Below are 16167 nucleotides of genomic sequence, written 5' to 3' on the forward strand. Positions count from 1 at the left end.
GGCATGTTCGAGATCGATCCCGCCTTTCCGGCCACCTCGCAGGCCGTCGGCGACCTGGCGCTGAGCCACGTGCGCCTGCAGGGCGACGCACGCTTCCCGTGGATCGTGCTCATCCCGCGCATCGCCGCGGCCCGTGAGCTGGAGGACCTGCAGGCCGGCGAGCGCGACGTCCTGATCGAGGAGGTTCTGCGGGCCGGCGCGGCGGTGCGCGCGGTGGCCGAGGCGCTGGGCCGGCCGGCATCCAAGCTGAACGTCGCCCAGCTCGGCAATGTGACGCCGCAGCTCCATGTGCATGTGATCGCCCGGCGCCCCGACGACGCAGCCTGGCCGGCGCCGGTCTGGGGTTTCGGCGTCGCCGAGGCCTATACGCCCACCGCCCTCGAAACCGCCCTGGCCGCGGCGCGGACCACGCTGGGCCTCTAGTAGGGGCCGCTGCGGCGCAGGGTCACGGGCCGCCGTGCGCCGCCCTCGGCGAGCTCGCCGGTCCAGCGGCCGTCCGCCCCGCCGTGCAAGGTCGCCACCGTGGTCGGCGCGCCGGGCGCCGGGGTGAAGCGCAGCGTGACCTCCGAGCCCTGCCGCTGGATGTCGTCCACCAGGCCCGATGCATTGATCGAGCCCTTGCGGCGCATGTCGCGCCACACGCCCTCCAGGCGATCGCGCTGGTCGACGAGCTGCAGGGCGTAGAGGTCCTGGCCGTCCGCGGTCAGCGTCCAGCCGCCGTCCAGCGGGCCCTGGAAGCCTTCCGCCGAGGCGAAGGAGGAGCGGATGCGCGCCTCATAGGCCATGTCGCGCGGGGTGGGCGGGGCGTCGGCGGTCTTGCCGGTCTCCTCCAGGTGGACCGGCGCGTCGAGGTGCGGCCGCGGCGCCGGGACGTAAGGGACGGCCCCGGCCTGGGGCGTGAGCACGGGCTCGGGTTCCGGGGCGGCGCGCGGCGCGCTGGCGGTGTCGGGCTCGTCCTCGTCGGTCGGCTGCTGGCCGCGATGGTCCAGCAGCGCGCCGATCACGTCGCGGGGCGCGGGCGGCGGAGTCGCCGGCTGGGCCCAGGCCGGCGGGGCCAGAGCGGCGGCGATCAGCAGGGGCGGCAGGCGCAAGCGCATCGCGTCAGCCCTCGCGGGCGGCGATGGCCTCGGCCACGGCGATCAGCCGCCGCGCCTCCGCCAGATGCAGCCGCTCGACCATGCGTCCCTCGACCTTGAGCACGCCCTTGCCGGCATTTTCCGACGAATCGAAGGCTTGCGCCACCGTCCGCGCCCAGGCCACCGCCTGAGGCTCTGGCGAGAAGGCGCGGTTGGCGGTTTCGAGGTGCGTCGGATGGATCAGGCTCTTGCCGTCGAAGCCGAGGTCCGCGCCCTGCGCGCACTCCCGCGCCAGGCCGTCGAGGTCGGGGATGTCGTTATAGACGCCGTCGAGGATCGCCAGGCCATGCCCGCGGGCGGCCATCACGCTCATCGCCAACGCCGGAACCAGCGGCGCCCGATCGGCGCCGAGGCGGCAGCGCATCTCCTTGACCAGATCGTTGGTCCCGATCACCCAGCAGCCGACGCCTTCCGCCGCCGAGGCCCGGCCGAGCGCATCCAGGGCGAACACCGCCTGGCAGGTCTCGATCATGATCCAGAGCGGCGTCCTGGGCCCCAGCGCCCGGCGGTAGGCGGCGATGTCCTCGGGCGAGCCTGCCTTTGGCGCCAGCACCGCGTCGGCCCCTGCGCCGCCCGCCGCGGCCAGGTCGTCGGCGCCCCAGGGCGTGTCGAGGCCGTTCACCCGCAGCACCAGCTCGCGCGATCCGAAGCCGCCGGCGCGGATGGCCTCGACGGCCAGCGCGCGGGCGGCGACCTTGGCCTCCGGCGCGACGGAGTCCTCCAGGTCGAGGATCACCACGTCGCAAGGCAGGGTGCGGGCCTTCTCGATGGCGCGCACGTTCGAGCCCGGCAGATAGAGCGCGCTGCGGCGGGGTCTCGCGCCATTTTCCGGCAGGGCGGCCATCGTCGCCATTCGCGCGCCTTCTCGCATGGATATCCGCCACTCTTAGCGGTTAGGGTGGGACCATGACCACACGCTACGATCCAGGCGCCCGAAACGTGCTGGGCGGGGAGCTCGAGCCTTGCTCGGTCGAGCCTCTCACGGGCTTCTTTCGCAACGGCTGCTGCGAGACCAGCCACGAAGACATCGGCCTGCACACGGTCTGCGCGGTGATGACCGCCGACTTCCTGGCCTTCAGCCGCGCGGTCGGCAACGACCTGTCGACCCCGGTCCTGGAGTCGGACTTCCCGGGCCTCCAGCCCGGCGACCGCTGGTGCCTCTGCGCACCGCGCTGGAAGGAAGCGCTCGACGCCGGCGCCGCGCCCAAGGTGGTGCTCGAAGCGACCCACGAGGAGACCCTGGCCATCGTCACCCTGGGCGTCCTCAAGGACCACGCGGCCGAGGCCTAGATCAGCGGATAGTCCGCTTCCAGGCGGTAGTGCGCCTGCTCGCTGCCGAGGAAGCTGGAATAGAGGCCGAAGCGTTCGATGCGGATCGGCGGGGACTTCAGCAGGTTGTTGGCCTGGATCCAGGCGGCGACCTCGGCGGGATCGGGGTGGCGCAGGTAGGCCAGGGTCACGTGCGGGCGGTAGTGGCGGCTGTCGGCCTTGAGGCCGGCCCGGCGGGCGGCAGTCTCGCAGGCCTTGGCCAGTCGCCGCAGGGGCTCGCACTCGGCGACGCCCGCCCAGACGGCGTGGATGTCCGGCCCGTCGCTGAACGCGCCGGCGCCCGAAAGCTCGATCTCGAAGGCCCGGCCGCGCACGGTCGAAAGCTCGGCGTCGAGGTCGCGGGCCACGTCCTCGCGGATCTCGCCGAAGAACCTCAGCGTCACGTGCAGGGCCTCCAGCGGCCGCCACCGGGCCCCCTCCACGCCCATCTGGCGCCGCGCCAGCGCCCGGCCGATCTCGTCGGGGATTTTCAGCGCGGCGAAGAGCCGGATCATGCCCCTAACTAGCGCAGGCGGCGGCGGGCCGCCACGGCCCCCCGAAAACGCCGGCGGATCGCTGACAACACCTTAAGCAACAAGGCCTTGCTTCCGCCTCACGGGGCCACGATATTTCAGTGGCGTCCAATCGGGACGTTTAGATCAAGGGCTATGCTCAAATGAGCGACTTCAACCGCGGCTACGCGCGCACGGTCTCCACAGACCGCGCCGATATGTCGGTTGACGCAGGCCTCCGCAGTTTCATGCTTGGGGTCTACAACAAGGTGGCGCTGGGCCTGGTGCTCTCGGCCGCGCTCGCCTGGCTGACGGCCGACTTCGCGCCTGTCCAACAGCTGCTCTACATCACCACGCCGGACGGCCGGCTCGCCGGCTTCACGGCGCTCGGCATGATCATCCGGTTCCTGCCGCTGGTCGTGCTGATCGGGGCGATGTTCATCCGCAATCCCAGCCCCCGCGCGGCCGGGATCGTCTACTGGTCCGTCGTCTCGGGCATCGGCGCGGGCCTCGGCGTCTGGCTGCTGGCCTACACCGGCGTCTCCGTCGCCTCGACCTTCCTGATCACCGCGGCGGCCTTCGGCGGCCTCTCGCTGTTCGGCTACACCACCAAGCGGGACCTGACCGGCATGGGCAGCTTCCTGATGGTGGGGCTGATCGGCCTGGTGCTGGCCTCGCTGGTCGGGATGTTCTGGCATCCGGCGGGCTTCTCGATGATCTTCAGCATCCTTGGCGTGCTGATCTTCGCGGGCCTGATCGCCTACGACACCCAGCGCTTGAAGATGAGCTACTACCAACTGGGCGGTGACCAGGCGGCGATGGGCGTGGCGACCAACTACGGCGCGCTCAGCCTCTACCTGAACTTCATCAACCTCTTCCAATTCCTGCTCAGCCTGACGGGCAGCCGCCGATAAGGCGGGGAACAGGTTGAACGGATCGGGCCCCGGGGAAACCTCCGGGGCCTTTTCTTTTGCCTTCCCGCTGCGCGGGAAAGGCCTAGTCGACCACCTTGAACCGGCCGCGGTCGAAGAAGCGCAGCACCTGCTCCAGGTCGTGGCCGCGGCGCAGGACCATCTCGCCCTGGCCCAGCACAGCCCAGGCGCCCTGCCGGCGGGCCAGGGCCGGGCGCTTCTCGATCCGGTAGAGCGGGGCCTCGGAGCTGCGCTTGTAGACGGAGAACACCGCCGACTCGCTCAGGCCGTCGATGGCGTAGTCGCGCCACTCGCCGGCAGAGACCATGCGGCCATAGAGGGAAAGCAGGCGGATCAGCTCGCGCCGCTCGAAAAAGACGGTCGCCTGACGTGGCGACGCGTGAGACATGTCGAAAGCCATCGACCGCGAGCCTAAACCGGAATCAGGCCGTCTCGCCAGGGGCCTTGCGCGCCTCTTCGGCGGATGCGGCCGTAACGGTCCCGCCGCGAAATGACCTTATTCCCGACCCGCGAGCGCCCGATGCGGTTTCGATATTGGAGAGGTCGGTTGGTCAGAGACGGCGGTCCCGGATCCTGAACAGCCCCCCCAGCCCCCCTGGATCGGCGGCCTGGCCAATCGGCGCTTAGATCTCCTCCAAACGCGAACCCCCGCGGGTGCTCTCCAGCCGCGGGGGTTTTCGCATCTGGCCGCTTGCCTCGCCGCCGATTGCTGAAGAAGCTCCCTGAATTGGGGAGGCGAGTCGATGATGCGTTGGATCTGGCGCGGCGGCCTGGGGCTGTGCCTGGCGACCGCCTTGGCGGGAGCCGGCTCCGCGGAGCCGGCGAAGCTCTCCCCCGAATTTCAAGCCCAGCTTGAGGAAGGCCTGCTTCGCGTGCCGGTCTATCCGGTGATGAAGCAGTACTACCCCGAGGTCTACAACAACCTCCTCGCCCGGGCGATGGACGGCCTGGCGCAGGGTAAGACGATCCTGGCGTTGCAGGGAGAGATCCGCCCGACCTATCTGGCGCTGCTCAAGGCCCAGCTCCCCAAGGCTGAACCCGCGCTTGTCGTCGCCCTGCTCGAACTCTCGCGGAGCGAAACGGAAGGCTTGGTCAGCGCGCCCTCCGACTGCATGTCATTCCTGGGGCTCACGCCCTTCCAAACGCGTATCGATCAGCTGATCTCCCCGGACCTGGCGCAGAAGGAGCTCAAGCTGGACGCGCAGATCCTGCAACAGACGGCCACTCATCCCTACGTCCGCAGGCCCGGGCCCAGGGAGCCGCCAACGGCGGCGCAGATGGCGCTCATCGCCTATGACGAGCTTCCGTCCGACGACAGCCGCCAGCGGTTCACCCGGCTGTCGACCAACCTTCGGGCCGCGACCGATCCCGCCGACCAGCGTGTGGTGTGCGAATATATGGTGGGATTCTTCAGCGCCCTCCTGAAGCAGACGCCTGAAGACGCCGCGGCGGTGTTCACCGGAACCTCAGCCAAGCCCTGATCAGCCCTTGGGCTCGCCCGCCCCCAGCACCCGGCCGCCGCGGCCGGCCTGCACCAGGACCACGGTCTTCAGGCCCTCCTCCGAGGCGGCAGGCAGGCGAAAGGCCGCGGGCTTGCCGCGCCAGGGGCCCAGTCGCGTGACTTCGCGCACGACGTTCCTGTGCGGGATGGTCTGGCCCTTGTTGTCGCCGGTCTTGACGGCGACGTCCTGTTCGCGCGGGTCGTAGCGGATAAGCCAGACCTCGCCGCCGCCCTTGGGCGCGCGCGCCGAGCCGACATAGACCCGCCGGTCGCCGGCGAAGTGAATGTCCGGCGGATTGTGCGGCCCCTTGGCGGCCGCCTCGACCAGGGAATCCACCTTGTCGGTCTTGGACCCCGCGGCCTGCTCGGCGCCGTCCACCACCACCTGCGGCGTATAGGGCTCGCGCAGCGCGAGCTTGGCCACATAGGCCTTCTGCCGCTCGGCGAACTCGGGCTTGGCGAAGGTGTCGGCCCAGCCGAGATAGTCCCAGTAGTCGACGGAGAAGGTCAGCGCGAGAACACCGGGCTTTTCGGCCAGCTTGGCGACGTGCGCATTGGCCTCGCCACAGGAGGCGCAGCCCTGCGCCGTGTAGAGCTCGACCACCACGGGAGGCCTGGCCGCCGCCTGGAAAGGCAGGGCGAGCAGGGCCAGGCTGAAAAGCGCCGCTTTCCGCATGGCTCCGGGCTTAAGGGGACTTCCCCGCCCTGTAAATTGCAACAAGGCGTGAGCGGCGGCAGGCGGACGGCGCATCGAGGCGCCGCCCGCCCCGACCAGGCGCCTAGGCGGCCTGGCGCGCCAGGTTGCGCAGCACGTAGTTCAGCACGCCGCCGTTCTTGAAGTACTCGAGCTCCGTGGGCGTATCGATGCGGCAGCGGACCGGAAAGCGGGCGATGCGGCCGTCGGAAGGACGGTACATCTCGATGGTCAGCTGGCGGCGCGGCGACAGCTCCGTCAGGCCGCGGATGGTGACGATCTCCTCGCCTGTGAGCGCCAGCTTGTTCCAGCCTTCCTGCAGGAACTGCAGCGGCAGCACGCCCATGCCCACCAGGTTCGAGCGATGGATGCGCTCGAAGCTTTCGGCGACCACGGCGCGGACGCCGAGCAGCTTGGTGCCCTTGGCCGCCCAGTCGCGAGACGAGCCGGTGCCGTATTCCTTGCCCGCGAACACCACCAGCGAGCGGCCCTCGGACTGGTAGCGCATGGCCGCGTCATAGATCGACATCACGTCGCCCGAGGGGAAGTGCTTGGTCATGCCGCCCTCGATCTCGGGCGTGATGCGGTTGCGGATCCGGATGTTGGCGAAGGTGCCGCGCATCATGATCTCGTGGTTGCCGCGCCGCGCGCCGTAGGAGTTGAACTCCGAGGTCGGCACCTGATGGTCGCGCAGGTAGACGCCGGCCGGCGACGTCGCCTTGATCGAACCGGCCGGGGAGATGTGGTCGGTGGTGATCGAGTCGCCGAACACCGCCAGCACCCGGGCCTCGACGATGTCGGTGACCGGCTTCGGCTCCATCGACATGTCCTGGAAGTAGGGCGGGTTCTGGACGTAGGTCGAGCCCATGTCCCAGGCGTAGGTCTGGCCGCCGGAGACCTTGATCCCTTGCCACGCCTTGTCGCCCTTGAAGACGTCGGCATAGCGGGTGGCGAACATCTTCTGGGTGACGAACTTGCGCTGCAGGACCGCGACTTCTTCCGAGGTCGGCCAGATGTCCTTCAGATAGACCGGCTTGCCGCCCTTGCCCTCGCCCAGGGGCTCGGTGGTGATGTCGATCGACATGGAGCCGGCCAGCGCATAGGCCACCACCAGCGGCGGCGAGGCCAGGTAGTTGGCGCGCACGTCGGGGTTCACCCGGCCCTCGAAGTTGCGGTTGCCCGAGAGCACCGAGACGGCGACCAGGTCGCCCTTCTGCACGGCCTCGGAGATCGGCTCGGCCAGCGGGCCGGAGTTGCCGATGCAGGTGGTGCAGCCGTAGCCCACCAGGTTGAAGCCGAGCGCGTCGAGGCCCTTGGTCAGGCCGGCGGCCTTCAGATAGTCGGTGACCACCTGGCTTCCGGGCGCGAGCGAGGTCTTCACCCACGGCTTCACCTTCAGGCCCAGTTCGACGGCCTTCTTGGCCACCAGGCCCGCGGCGATCAGCACGCTGGGGTTGGAGGTGTTGGTGCACGAGGTGATGGCGGCGATCACCACGTCGCCGTGGCCGACGTCGAAGTTCGCACCCTCGACCTTCACCCGCGTCGCCATGTCGTCGGCCTTGCCGAAGTCGCCGGCCAGGGCCGCCTTGAACTCGACCGCCGCGCCGGTCAGCACCACCCGGTCCTGCGGACGCTTCGGGCCGGCCAGCGAAGGCAGCACGCTGCCGAGGTCCAGCTCCAGGGTGTCGCTGAACACCGGATCCGGGTCGGACGGATCGAACCACAGGCCCTGTTCCTTGGCGTAGGCCTCGACGAGGGCGATCCGCTCCGGATCGCGGCCGGTGGCGGTCAGGTAGTCGATCGTCGAACGGGTGACCGGGAAGAAGCCGCAGGTCGCGCCATATTCGGGAGCCATGTTGGCGATGGTCGCCTGGTCCTCGATGGTCATCCGCGCCAGGCCCGGGCCGTAGAACTCCACGAACTTGCCGACCACGCCCTTCTTGCGCAGCATCTGGGTGACGGTCAGCACCAGGTCGGTCGCCGTCGCGCCCTCGGGCATGGCGCCCTCCAGGCGGAAACCGATGACCTCGGGGATCAGCATCGGGATCGGCTGGCCGAGCATGGCCGCCTCGGCCTCGATGCCGCCCACGCCCCAGCCCAGGACCGACAGGCCGTTGACCATGGTCGTGTGGCTGTCGGTGCCGACCACGGTGTCGGGATAGGCGACCGGCTGGCCGCCGTCCTCGTTCACCCAGACGGTCTGGGCCAGGTACTCCAGGTTCACCTGGTGGCAGATCCCGGTGCCGGGCGGCACCACGCGGAAGTTGTTGAAGGCCGAGGAGCCCCAGCGCAGGAAGCGGTAGCGCTCCATGTTGCGCTCGTATTCGCGCTCGACGTTCTCGCCGAAGGCCTTGGCGGTGCCGAAGTAGTCGACCATCACCGAGTGGTCGATGACCAGGTCGACGGGGTTCAGCGGATTGATCTTCTCGGGATTGGCGCCCAGGTGGGTCATGGCGTCCCGCATGGCCGCCAGGTCGACCACCGCCGGCACGCCGGTGAAGTCCTGCATCAGCACCCGCGCCGGGCGGAAGCTGATCTCATGTTCGACCGAGCCCTTGTTCTCGATCCAGGCGGCGATCGCCTGCAGGTCGTCGCGGCCGACCGACAGGCCGTCTTCGTTGCGCAGCAGGTTCTCGAGCAGCACCTTCATCGAGTTGGGCAGGCGCGAAATGCCGGAAAGTCCCGCTTCCTCGGCGGCGCGAAGGCTGTAGTAAGCGTAGGTCTTGTCACCCACCACGAGTTCGCGGCGGGTTTTCAGGCTGTCAGCAGACGCCATGTGGGGAGATCCTCTCTCTGTTCCCGGCCGCATCACGCCAACCCCGGAGATCGCGCGCTTTGATGAGCGGACACACAGCGTCCGATCCTGCGCGGCGAGGGTCCCCCGAGGCGACGGCGACCGCGCGCTACATAGACCCGAGAGTCTTACGCGTCCATGCACCGCCACGGCCTAGCTTGGCGCGGCGATGATCCAGGCCCTGGAGCTGCGGAATGTCGGCGTGCGCCGGGGCGGCCGGCGGCTGTTCTCCGATCTGTCCCTGACGCTGAAGGCCGGTGAGGCCTGCGCCCTGACCGGGGCGAACGGCGCGGGCAAGACCAGCCTGCTGCGCGCCGTGGCCGGGTTCGTGCCGCTGGAAGCCGGCGAGATCGCCTTCGGCGGCGCCGACGCCACCGAGGCGCGCGGCGGCGGACTGCATCTGGTCGGCCACCAGGACGGGCTAAAGCCGGCGCGGACCACGCGTGAGGAGCTCCGGTTCTGGAGCGTCTGGAGCGGCGGGACGACGGCCGCCGCGGACGCAGCCGCCACAGCCCTCGACCTCACCGCCCTGCTCGACCTGGAAGTCCGCAGGCTGTCGGCGGGACAGCGGCGGCGCCTGGCGCTCGCCCGGCTGCTGGCCGCGCCGCGGCCGTTGTGGCTGCTGGACGAGCCGCTGAGCCCGCTAGACGCCGGGTGGCGAGCACGGTTCGGGGCGATGATGCAGGCGCACCTGGCCGGCGGCGGCCTGATCCTGGCGGCGGTGCACGACCCCCTGCCGATCAAGGCCAAGGTGCTGGAGATCGGCGCGTGAGCCGGATCGGCGCCCTGCTGGCCCGCGAGACGGTGCTGGCCTGGGGCCGCGGCGGCGGGCCGCTGGTCAGCGTCGGCTTCTACGCCGGGGTCGCGACCCTATTGCCGCTGGCCATCGGGCCGGAGCCGGCGCGGCTGGCCGCCGTCGCCCCGGGCGCGGCCTGGGTGGCCCTGGCGCTCGCGTCCCTGCTCTCGCTCGACCGCCTGTTCGAGCGCGATTACGAGGACGGCGCGCTCGATCACCTGGCCCTGTCGCCGGTTCCGCTGGAGCTCACCTGCGCGGCCAAGTGCGCCGGCCAGTGGCTGGCGACCGGCGCGCCCCTGGCGCTCGCCGCCCCCATCGCGGCGATCGGTCTGGGCGCGTCCCTGGCGCTGGTCCCGCTGATCTTCGTCTGCGCCCTGATCGGCGGCCTCGCCTTCGCCTTCGCCGGCGGGATCGGCGCGGCGCTCAGCCTCGGGGCGCGGCGCGGCGGCCTGCTGACCGCGGTGATCGTGCTGCCGCTTTTCGTGCCGCCGGTGATCTTCGGCGGCGGCGCGCTCGCCGCCTTGGCGGGCGGCCTGCCGTGGACCGGCGGGTTCGCGTTGCTCTGCGCCTATGCGGCGGCGGCCGTGGCGCTGGGTCCGCTGGCCATGGCCGCGGCCTGCCGCAACGCACTCTCCTGACCGCGCCTAAACCCCCGCCGACATTACGAAAGCTTCACTTCGCATGGCGCCGTTTCGCCAATATCCGGCATGACGGTGAAGCTCGAGCCTTGCAACAGGAGACACCGATGTCACGGCCATGGATGGGTTATCTCGCCGGGGCGGCCTTCGCCCTCTCCGCGGCGGCCGCCGCGACGGCCTATGCGCAGTCTTCGGCGCCCGACGCCGATGCCCGCGACCACGTGCGCACGGAGCGCCATGTCATCATCCGCGACGGCGACGGCAACCGCGAGTTCGAGATCGGACATCATCGCGACATGGGCGAGCACCTCAGCACCCTCCTGCAGCTGAAGCCCAGCCAGCAGCCGGCGCTGGCCGCCTATCTCGCCGCAACCAAGCCGCAGCACATGGACCACCACGTGGTCGAGATGTCGAACAAGGGCGACGCCAGGACCACGCCGCAGAGGCTGGCCGAGGTCGAGGCCCGCATGGCCGAGAACACCGCGGCCACCCACGCCCGCATCGAGGCGACCCGCAGGTTCTACGACCAGCTCGAACCCTCGCAGAAGAAGGTGTTCGACGAACTGCCGATGCTGATGATCGGCCCGATCGGACCCATCGGCCCGATGATGCTGCCGAGCGGCCCGATGAAGGTGATGATCAGCTCGCGGCATTTCGACGGGGTGGACCGCTTCGAGCCGCCGATCCCGCCGCTGCCGCCTCGGCCGCCGCATCCGCCCAAGGCGCCGCCCGCGCCGCCGGTTCCGCCCGTCCCGCCGCAGCCCTGAGGCGGCCCCTTGCGACGGTCCGGCTTGTCCGGGCCGTGTGCGCGGTCTAATCCCGGCATCAGATGGTACCGGCGCCCGCCTTCCTGTCGAACCCCGAGCGGTTCATGGCCTTTTCGCGCTGGGCCGCGCCGATGTTCGGAGCGATCGCCGTCGTCCTGGGCCTGGCGGGCCTGTGGCTCGGCTGGACGGCGCCGGAGGACTACCAGCAGGGCTCGACGGTCCGGATCCTGTTCATCCACATCCCCACGGCCTGGATGAGCGAGTTCGTCTATGTCTGCCTGGCCGGCGCGAGCCTGCTGTCGCTGGTCTGGCGCCAGGTCCTGGCCGACGCCGCCGCCCAGGCCGCAGCTCCCCTGGGCGCCGGCTTCACCCTGCTGACCCTGGCCACCGGCTCGCTCTGGGGGCGGCCCGAATGGGGGACCTGGTGGGTCTGGGACGCGCGGCTGACGTCAGAGCTGGTGCTGCTGCTGATCTACGTCGCCTACATGGCGCTGCGGGCCTCGATGGACGACGAGGCCAAGGCGGCTCGCGCCGCGGCGATCCTGGCGCTGGTGGGCGCGGTGAACCTGCCGATCATCCACTACAGCGTCACCTGGTGGAACACCCTGCACCAAGGCGCCTCGGTGTTCCGGGCCGGCGGCTCGGCCCTGGCGCCGGTCTTCTACTGGCCGGCGATCCTGATGGCGCTGGCCTATACCTCGGCCTTCGGGTCACTGTGGCTGGTCCGCATCCGCGGCGAGGTCTGGCGCCGCCGCGCCGAGACCGCGGCGCTGCGCGCGGCGAGGGCTTGAGGACATGCTGCACCTCGAAACCGGGAAGTACGCCTTCTACGTCTGGACCGCCTATGGCCTCACCGCGCTGGTGTTCGGGCTGATGATCGCGGCCTCGCTCAACCACGCCCGCCACTGGAAGGCCCGCGCCGAGGCCCTTTCGCGCAAATGAGCCGCTGGCTGACCCTCCTGCCGCTGATCGTGCTGGCCGCCCTGGCCGTGCTGTTCGCGGGCTACGCCCTGCACCACGACCCGCACGTCGTGCCCGAGGCGCTGGTCGGAAAGCCGATGCCGGACCTGACGCTGGCCAGCCTCGACGACGGCTCGAAGGTCCGGCTGCACGACGCGCTCAAGGACGGGCCGGTGCTGGTGAACTTCTTCGCGTCCTGGTGCGGCCCCTGCCAGCTGGAGCAGCCGGCCCTGCTCAGCCTCAAGGCGCAGGGCGCGCGGATCATCGGGGTCAATTACGAGGACGTGGAGCCCAAGGGCTCGCCGCAGGCCGCGCAGGCCTTCCTGGCCAAGCTCGGCAATCCCTACATCCAGCGCCTGGTGGATCCCGACGGCCGCGCCGGCATCGAATTCGGCCTCACCGGCGTGCCGGAGACCTATGTCGTCGCCCAGGACGGCCGGATCGTCGCCAAGTACACCAACCTCGACGAGCGGGACGTCAAGACGCTGATGCGGCGGCTGTTAACCGGGCGTTGATCCGCGGGCCCGCAGATTGGCCGACGTTAACCATAAGCCGAGCCGCCTCCCGTGACGCCGATCCGCCCCAACCCCTACCCCGTCACGCCCGCCGCCAACCCGGCGGCCGACGCCGCGCGGGCGGCGGCCCAGAAGGCCTTCTTCGCCGCGGCGATGGGCCGGGCCGCGGCGCCCGCCGCGCCCCAGACGGCGGCGTTCACGCCCTCCGCCGCGCCGGTCCGACGCGCCGAGATTCGGCCCGATCCGACCGCCGAGCCGCCGGCCAAACTGCTGCGGCCAGGGTCGCTACTCGACATACGTGTGTGAGCCTACGGCCACGCTTGGTGTTAAGTTCTTAATATAATTAACTTTCCGAATCCGGAACGCCAGCCGTGACTCGGTGTTTGCTCAGTCATGATGAGCCGCGAACAGCGAATCTATGAGGAGGCCGCCGCCCTCTGGCGCGAGATCTTCCACGAGCCGCCGCCGGCCCGCGCCGATGGAACGACGATGCTTGAGATCATCACCCGCAGCCTCGGCGACCCCTCGTACGAACGGCTGCGCTCGCCATTCCTGCGGCCTTCGACGATCGTCGGGCCGGGCCAGCCCACAGAGCAGGGCTCCGGACTGCGCTAGGCGGCTTTCTTCTTCGCCTTCTTGCCGCCCTTGTGCGCCTTCGCGGCCTTGGGCGCCTTCGCAGCCTTAGCCTTCGCCTTGGGCGTCTTGGCCTCGGAAGCCGCGCCCGTCTTCACCAGATCATGCAGCAGGCTGACGAAGGTCGCCCGGCGGCCGCCGCCGGAAATCAGCTTCAGGAGCCGGGCGTCCGCCGCGGCCATTTTCGGCCGGGCCTCGGCCAGGGCGGCGCGCCCGGCCTCGGTCACCCGCACCGCATTGGCCCGGCCGTCGAGCGGCGAGCGTTGCCGTTCCAGCAGGTCCTTGCCCATCATCCGCCGGGCCATGTCGGCCAGGGTGGAGCGATCGATGCCGGTGATCCGCACGAGGTCGGCCTGGGTCGCGCCGTCGCGCTCGTCCGCCGCGGCCAGAACCGCGAACTGGCGCTGGGTGATCCCGCCCTCGCCAAATTCCTCGGCATAGATGTCGAGCGCGCGCTGCAAGGCGCGATGCAGGAGGTGGCTCGGCGACAGGTCCAAGGCGGCGATGCCGCCCTTCGCGCCGGATTTTGACTTGGCCATCGGTCGTCCCCCAAGGCTTGGGCGGAAGCTAGAGGCCGATTGCGTCGATTTAATTACAGACGCTCCGTGGGCGGCGCAGGCCTCTTCCTATGGTGCGTCCGTCGGCGGCTTGGCGTCCACCGGTTCCTCGTCCGGCATGTGCTTCATCATCAAGGGCGCCTGGCTGAGCGCGAAGAGGAAGATCAGGATCGGGGTGCCCGGGAACTTGAAGAAACCCCAGGTGAGCGTGCTCTGTGTGCGCCAGACCGCCTCGTTGGTCAGCGCGAGGGCAAAGAAGAACAGGGCGTAGCGCAGGGTCAGCGTCCGGACCACCGGGTCGGGCAGGTGGAAGGCGTCGCCCATCAGGACCTTCAGCGGATTCTTGCCACGCAGCGCCCCGGTGATCAGGAAGATCCCAAAGGCCGTGTAGAGGATCGTCGGCTTGACCTTGATGAAGCGCTCGTCGTGGAAAAAGATCGTCAGGCCGCCGAAGATCAGCCCAAGGACCGCCGTCACCAGCGGCATGGGCGCAAGGCGCCGCTCGAACACCAGGCCGGCCACCAGCGCCAGGATCGATCCGCCGACGATGGCCCAGCTGGCGGCGATCGCACTGTCGCTGTCGGAATGGTGACTGACCTTCATCCCGACCAATGTGATCAGGAAGACCACCAGCCCGGCGTAGTCGACGAACCAGCGCACCCACTTCGGCGCGCTCCGCGGCGTCGTGGCCTCGCTCATTGCACGGGCTCCGTCAGCCCCACCAGGGAGCGGGCGAAGGCGCGGGCGTTGAACGGTTGCAGGTCCTCGATCCCCTCGCCGACCCCGATCAGCTTGATCGGACTGTCCGAGGCCTGGGCGACCGGCACCAGCACCCCGCCGCGGGCGGTGCCGTCGAGCTTGGTCATGACGATGCCGGAAACCCCGATCTGGTTGCCGAAGATGTTCTCCTGGGCGAGCGCGTTGCGCCCCACGGTGGCGTCGAGCACCAGCAGGGTCTCATGCGGCGCATCGGGATCGATCTTCTTCACCACCCGGATGATCTTGTGCAGCTCGTCCATCAGGCCCTGCTTGTTCTGGAGGCGCCCGGCGGTGTCGATCAGCACGACGTCGTAGTTCTCCGCCTTGGCGCGCTCGACCGCCTCGAAGGCCAGGCCGGCGGCGTCGGAGTTCTGCGGCCGGGACATGAAGTCGGCCTTGGCGCGCTCGGCCCAGACCTTCAGCTGCTCGACGGCCGCGGCGCGGAAGGTGTCGCCGGCCACCACCAGCACCTTGGCGCCGCGCCCGGTGAGGTCGGCGGCGATCTTGCCCAGGGTCGTGGTCTTGCCCGAGCCGTTCACCCCGATGAACAGGACCACGTAGGGCCGGGGCCCCGACAGGGCGTCGAAGTCGCCCTGGCGCGCGGCGAGTTCGTCGCCGATGGCCAGCGCCAGGGCTTCCTTGATCTCGTCCTCGCCGACCGACTTGCCGAATTTCTCGTCGGAGAAGCGCTGGGTGATGCGGGCGGCGGAGTGCGGGCCGAGGTCGGCCTCGATCAGCATCTCCTCCAGCTCGTCGAGCTTGGCCTGGTCCAGCGGCTCCTTGGCGACGAAGACCTGGGTGATCTGCTCGGTCATCTGCTTGGAGGAGCGGGTGAGCCCCTCGGTCAGGCGCGAGAACCAGCCACGTTTGGGTTCGGTCATGACCGGGCTTCTAGAGCGCATCCCGCCAAAGTGGAAACCGGTTTGGCGACGAGGATGCGCTCAAGGCGAAAAATAGCCGGCCTGTCCAAGGGACAGGCCTTGGCCGCAGGCTTGCACCGCGTCACGCGCCCTTACAGGGTGCGGCGTCATGGATCGCCTGGCCGCCACCCTCATCGTCCTCGACTACGCCGCCGTGGCGGTGTTCGGCGCGAGCGGGGCGCTGGCCGCGGCCCGGCGCAAGCACGACATCGTCACCTTCGGCTTCTTCGCCGCGGTCACCGGGGTCGGCGGCGGCACCCTGCGCGACCTCTTGATCGGGGCGCCGGTATTCTGGGTCGGACGGCCGGACTACATCGCCGTCTGCCTGGGCGCCGCCGCGGCCGTCTGGATCCTCGGCCCCAGGCGCTTCCGGGGCCGCATCCTCACGTGGCTCGATGCGGTGGGGATGGCGGCCTATGCGGTCGTCGGGGCGCTGAAGGCCAGCTCGCTCGGCGTCCCGCCCTTCTCCGCCGTGGTGATGGGGGTGCTGACCGCCACCTTCGGCGGGGTGATCCGCGACGTCCTGGCCCACGAGCCTTCGGTGCTGCTGCAGCGCGAGCTCTACGTCACCCCGGCGCTGGCGGGGGCGGCGACCTTCGTGGTCCTGGGCCTGGTCGGCGCCCCGACCATCCCGGCGGGCGTCGCGGGGTTCGTCGTGGCGCTCAGCCTGCGGGCCGGCGCGATCCTCTGGAAATGGTCGCTGCCCGGCTTCGGCGGGCCGCTGCCCGAGGACCCGCCGACCTAG

General features: G+C 70.1%; 22 protein-coding genes. 13 read left to right on the top strand and 9 right to left on the bottom strand.

Going from position 1 to position 16167, the window contains the following annotated elements; all coding sequences use genetic code 11:
- Positions 1-3 precede the first annotated feature (3 nt).
- Positions 4-423, top strand: a complete 420-nt coding sequence (locus ACESMY_RS00090) for an HIT domain-containing protein (protein ID WP_372780935.1) — start codon at positions 4-6, stop codon at positions 421-423.
- On the opposite strand, the gene ACESMY_RS00095 is transcribed toward ACESMY_RS00090, so the two are convergent.
- Both ACESMY_RS00095 and ACESMY_RS00100 read right to left on the bottom strand, forming a co-directional pair.
- Entirely contained in the window at positions 420-1097 is a 678-nt protein-coding gene (locus ACESMY_RS00095) for a hypothetical protein (RefSeq protein WP_372780937.1), read from the bottom strand. The genes ACESMY_RS00090 and ACESMY_RS00095 overlap by 4 nt on opposite strands.
- 4 nt (positions 1098-1101) lie before the next feature.
- Positions 1102-1989, bottom strand: coding sequence for a CoA ester lyase (locus ACESMY_RS00100; protein WP_372780939.1), 888 nt, complete (start codon positions 1987-1989; stop codon positions 1102-1104).
- 53 nt (positions 1990-2042) lie between these two features.
- Here ACESMY_RS00100 and ACESMY_RS00105 point away from each other — a divergent pair, with 53 nt between their 5' ends.
- Positions 2043-2426, top strand: coding sequence for a DUF2237 family protein (locus ACESMY_RS00105; protein ID WP_372780941.1), 384 nt, complete (start codon positions 2043-2045; stop codon positions 2424-2426).
- Here the strand turns inward: ACESMY_RS00105 and thpR are convergent.
- The gene (thpR, locus tag ACESMY_RS00110) at positions 2423-2959 is read right to left on the bottom strand and encodes an RNA 2',3'-cyclic phosphodiesterase (RefSeq protein WP_372780943.1); all 537 of its coding nucleotides are present in this window, start codon (positions 2957-2959) and stop codon (positions 2423-2425) included. The genes ACESMY_RS00105 and thpR overlap by 4 nt on opposite strands.
- Before the next feature lie 161 nt (positions 2960-3120).
- Between thpR and ACESMY_RS00115 the strand changes: the two genes are divergently transcribed.
- On the top strand, positions 3121-3870 hold the full coding sequence (locus tag ACESMY_RS00115; RefSeq protein ID WP_372780945.1) for a Bax inhibitor-1/YccA family protein: 750 nt from the start codon (positions 3121-3123) through the stop codon (positions 3868-3870).
- 82 nt (positions 3871-3952) lie between these two features.
- Here ACESMY_RS00115 and ACESMY_RS00120 read toward each other — a convergent pair whose 3' ends face one another.
- A complete protein-coding gene (locus tag ACESMY_RS00120) occupies positions 3953-4288 on the bottom strand; it encodes a DUF2794 domain-containing protein (RefSeq protein ID WP_372780947.1) in 336 nt (111 codons plus the stop codon).
- A 343-nt stretch (positions 4289-4631) separates the two neighbouring features.
- Here ACESMY_RS00120 and ACESMY_RS00125 point away from each other — a divergent pair, with 343 nt between their 5' ends.
- Entirely contained in the window at positions 4632-5369 is a 738-nt protein-coding gene (locus ACESMY_RS00125; protein WP_372780949.1) for a hypothetical protein, read from the top strand.
- Here the strand turns inward: ACESMY_RS00125 and ACESMY_RS00130 are convergent, their stop codons facing one another.
- Positions 5370-6065: a DUF1223 domain-containing protein gene (locus ACESMY_RS00130; protein ID WP_372780951.1), complete on the bottom strand. Its 696-nt coding sequence runs from the start codon at positions 6063-6065 to the stop codon at positions 5370-5372.
- A gap of 103 nt (positions 6066-6168) precedes the next feature.
- A complete protein-coding gene (acnA, locus tag ACESMY_RS00135) occupies positions 6169-8859 on the bottom strand; it encodes an aconitate hydratase AcnA (protein ID WP_372780953.1) in 2691 nt (896 codons plus the stop codon).
- A 187-nt stretch (positions 8860-9046) separates the two neighbouring features.
- Here acnA and ccmA point away from each other — a divergent pair, with 187 nt between their 5' ends.
- The 8 genes from ccmA to ACESMY_RS00175 all read left to right on the top strand — a co-directional run bounded on the left by ccmA (position 9047) and on the right by ACESMY_RS00175 (position 13168).
- Positions 9047-9649 carry a heme ABC exporter ATP-binding protein CcmA gene (ccmA, locus tag ACESMY_RS00140; RefSeq protein ID WP_372780954.1) on the top strand — a complete coding sequence of 201 codons (603 nt, stop codon included), beginning with the start codon at positions 9047-9049 and terminating at the stop codon, positions 9647-9649.
- On the top strand, positions 9646-10311 hold the full coding sequence (ccmB, locus tag ACESMY_RS00145; protein ID WP_372780956.1) for a heme exporter protein CcmB: 666 nt from the start codon (positions 9646-9648) through the stop codon (positions 10309-10311). The genes ccmA and ccmB overlap by 4 nt, the downstream gene beginning before the upstream one ends.
- A gap of 107 nt (positions 10312-10418) precedes the next feature.
- A complete protein-coding gene (locus ACESMY_RS00150; protein ID WP_372780958.1) occupies positions 10419-11078 on the top strand; it encodes a Spy/CpxP family protein refolding chaperone in 660 nt (219 codons plus the stop codon).
- Positions 11079-11140: 62 nt separating this feature from the next.
- Positions 11141-11869, top strand: a complete 729-nt coding sequence (gene ccmC / locus ACESMY_RS00155) for a heme ABC transporter permease CcmC (protein ID WP_372780960.1) — start codon at positions 11141-11143, stop codon at positions 11867-11869.
- A 4-nt stretch (positions 11870-11873) separates the two neighbouring features.
- Entirely contained in the window at positions 11874-12020 is a 147-nt protein-coding gene (gene ccmD / locus ACESMY_RS00160; RefSeq protein WP_372780962.1) for a heme exporter protein CcmD, read from the top strand.
- Entirely contained in the window at positions 12017-12553 is a 537-nt protein-coding gene (locus ACESMY_RS00165; RefSeq protein ID WP_372780964.1) for a DsbE family thiol:disulfide interchange protein, read from the top strand. Before ccmD ends, ACESMY_RS00165 begins: the two co-directional genes overlap by 4 nt.
- 51 nt (positions 12554-12604) lie before the next feature.
- Positions 12605-12859, top strand: a complete 255-nt coding sequence (locus ACESMY_RS00170) for a hypothetical protein (RefSeq protein ID WP_372780966.1) — start codon at positions 12605-12607, stop codon at positions 12857-12859.
- A 90-nt stretch (positions 12860-12949) separates the two neighbouring features.
- The gene (locus ACESMY_RS00175) at positions 12950-13168 is read left to right on the top strand and encodes a hypothetical protein (RefSeq protein WP_372780968.1); all 219 of its coding nucleotides are present in this window, start codon (positions 12950-12952) and stop codon (positions 13166-13168) included.
- On the opposite strand, the gene ACESMY_RS00180 is transcribed toward ACESMY_RS00175, so the two are convergent.
- The 3 genes from ACESMY_RS00180 to ftsY form a co-directional block, all read right to left on the bottom strand.
- Positions 13165-13725, bottom strand: coding sequence for a MarR family winged helix-turn-helix transcriptional regulator (locus tag ACESMY_RS00180; RefSeq protein ID WP_372780970.1), 561 nt, complete (start codon positions 13723-13725; stop codon positions 13165-13167). The two genes, ACESMY_RS00175 and ACESMY_RS00180, sit on opposite strands and share 4 nt — an antisense overlap.
- A gap of 87 nt (positions 13726-13812) precedes the next feature.
- Complete coding sequence (locus ACESMY_RS00185; protein ID WP_372780972.1) at positions 13813-14442, bottom strand: inner membrane-spanning protein YciB; 630 nt, start codon at positions 14440-14442, stop codon at positions 13813-13815.
- Positions 14439-15383, bottom strand: a complete 945-nt coding sequence (gene ftsY, locus ACESMY_RS00190; RefSeq protein ID WP_372780974.1) for a signal recognition particle-docking protein FtsY — start codon at positions 15381-15383, stop codon at positions 14439-14441. Before ftsY ends, ACESMY_RS00185 begins: the two co-directional genes overlap by 4 nt.
- A gap of 148 nt (positions 15384-15531) precedes the next feature.
- Here ftsY and ACESMY_RS00195 point away from each other — a divergent pair, with 148 nt between their 5' ends.
- Positions 15532-16167 carry a trimeric intracellular cation channel family protein gene (locus ACESMY_RS00195; protein ID WP_372780976.1) on the top strand — a complete coding sequence of 212 codons (636 nt, stop codon included), beginning with the start codon at positions 15532-15534 and terminating at the stop codon, positions 16165-16167.

This window comes from Phenylobacterium sp., assembly GCF_041691455.1.
Taxonomy (GTDB): Bacteria; Pseudomonadota; Alphaproteobacteria; order Caulobacterales; family Caulobacteraceae; genus Phenylobacterium.

Excerpts from the sequence above, each read along its gene's own strand:
- ACESMY_RS00090 (WP_372780935.1), top strand. The coding sequence starts at position 4 with ATGTTCGAGATCGATCCCGCCTTTCCGGCCACCTCGCAGGCCGTCGGC.
- ACESMY_RS00095 (WP_372780937.1), bottom strand. The coding sequence starts at position 1,097 with ATGCGCTTGCGCCTGCCGCCCCTGCTGATCGCCGCCGCTCTGGCCCCG.
- ACESMY_RS00100 (WP_372780939.1), bottom strand. The coding sequence starts at position 1,989 with ATGGCGACGATGGCCGCCCTGCCGGAAAATGGCGCGAGACCCCGCCGC.
- ACESMY_RS00105 (WP_372780941.1), top strand. The coding sequence starts at position 2,043 with ATGACCACACGCTACGATCCAGGCGCCCGAAACGTGCTGGGCGGGGAG.
- thpR (WP_372780943.1), bottom strand. The coding sequence starts at position 2,959 with ATGATCCGGCTCTTCGCCGCGCTGAAAATCCCCGACGAGATCGGCCGG.
- ACESMY_RS00115 (WP_372780945.1), top strand. The coding sequence starts at position 3,121 with ATGAGCGACTTCAACCGCGGCTACGCGCGCACGGTCTCCACAGACCGC.
- ACESMY_RS00120 (WP_372780947.1), bottom strand. The coding sequence starts at position 4,288 with ATGGCTTTCGACATGTCTCACGCGTCGCCACGTCAGGCGACCGTCTTT.
- ACESMY_RS00125 (WP_372780949.1), top strand. The coding sequence starts at position 4,632 with ATGATGCGTTGGATCTGGCGCGGCGGCCTGGGGCTGTGCCTGGCGACC.
- ACESMY_RS00130 (WP_372780951.1), bottom strand. The coding sequence starts at position 6,065 with ATGCGGAAAGCGGCGCTTTTCAGCCTGGCCCTGCTCGCCCTGCCTTTC.
- acnA (WP_372780953.1), bottom strand. The coding sequence starts at position 8,859 with ATGGCGTCTGCTGACAGCCTGAAAACCCGCCGCGAACTCGTGGTGGGT.
- ccmA (WP_372780954.1), top strand. The coding sequence starts at position 9,047 with ATGATCCAGGCCCTGGAGCTGCGGAATGTCGGCGTGCGCCGGGGCGGC.
- ACESMY_RS00150 (WP_372780958.1), top strand. The coding sequence starts at position 10,419 with ATGTCACGGCCATGGATGGGTTATCTCGCCGGGGCGGCCTTCGCCCTC.
- ccmC (WP_372780960.1), top strand. The coding sequence starts at position 11,141 with ATGGTACCGGCGCCCGCCTTCCTGTCGAACCCCGAGCGGTTCATGGCC.
- ccmD (WP_372780962.1), top strand. The coding sequence starts at position 11,874 with ATGCTGCACCTCGAAACCGGGAAGTACGCCTTCTACGTCTGGACCGCC.
- ACESMY_RS00165 (WP_372780964.1), top strand. The coding sequence starts at position 12,017 with ATGAGCCGCTGGCTGACCCTCCTGCCGCTGATCGTGCTGGCCGCCCTG.
- ACESMY_RS00175 (WP_372780968.1), top strand. The coding sequence starts at position 12,950 with ATGAGCCGCGAACAGCGAATCTATGAGGAGGCCGCCGCCCTCTGGCGC.
- ACESMY_RS00180 (WP_372780970.1), bottom strand. The coding sequence starts at position 13,725 with ATGGCCAAGTCAAAATCCGGCGCGAAGGGCGGCATCGCCGCCTTGGAC.
- ACESMY_RS00185 (WP_372780972.1), bottom strand. The coding sequence starts at position 14,442 with ATGAGCGAGGCCACGACGCCGCGGAGCGCGCCGAAGTGGGTGCGCTGG.
- ftsY (WP_372780974.1), bottom strand. The coding sequence starts at position 15,383 with ATGACCGAACCCAAACGTGGCTGGTTCTCGCGCCTGACCGAGGGGCTC.
- ACESMY_RS00195 (WP_372780976.1), top strand. The coding sequence starts at position 15,532 with ATGGATCGCCTGGCCGCCACCCTCATCGTCCTCGACTACGCCGCCGTG.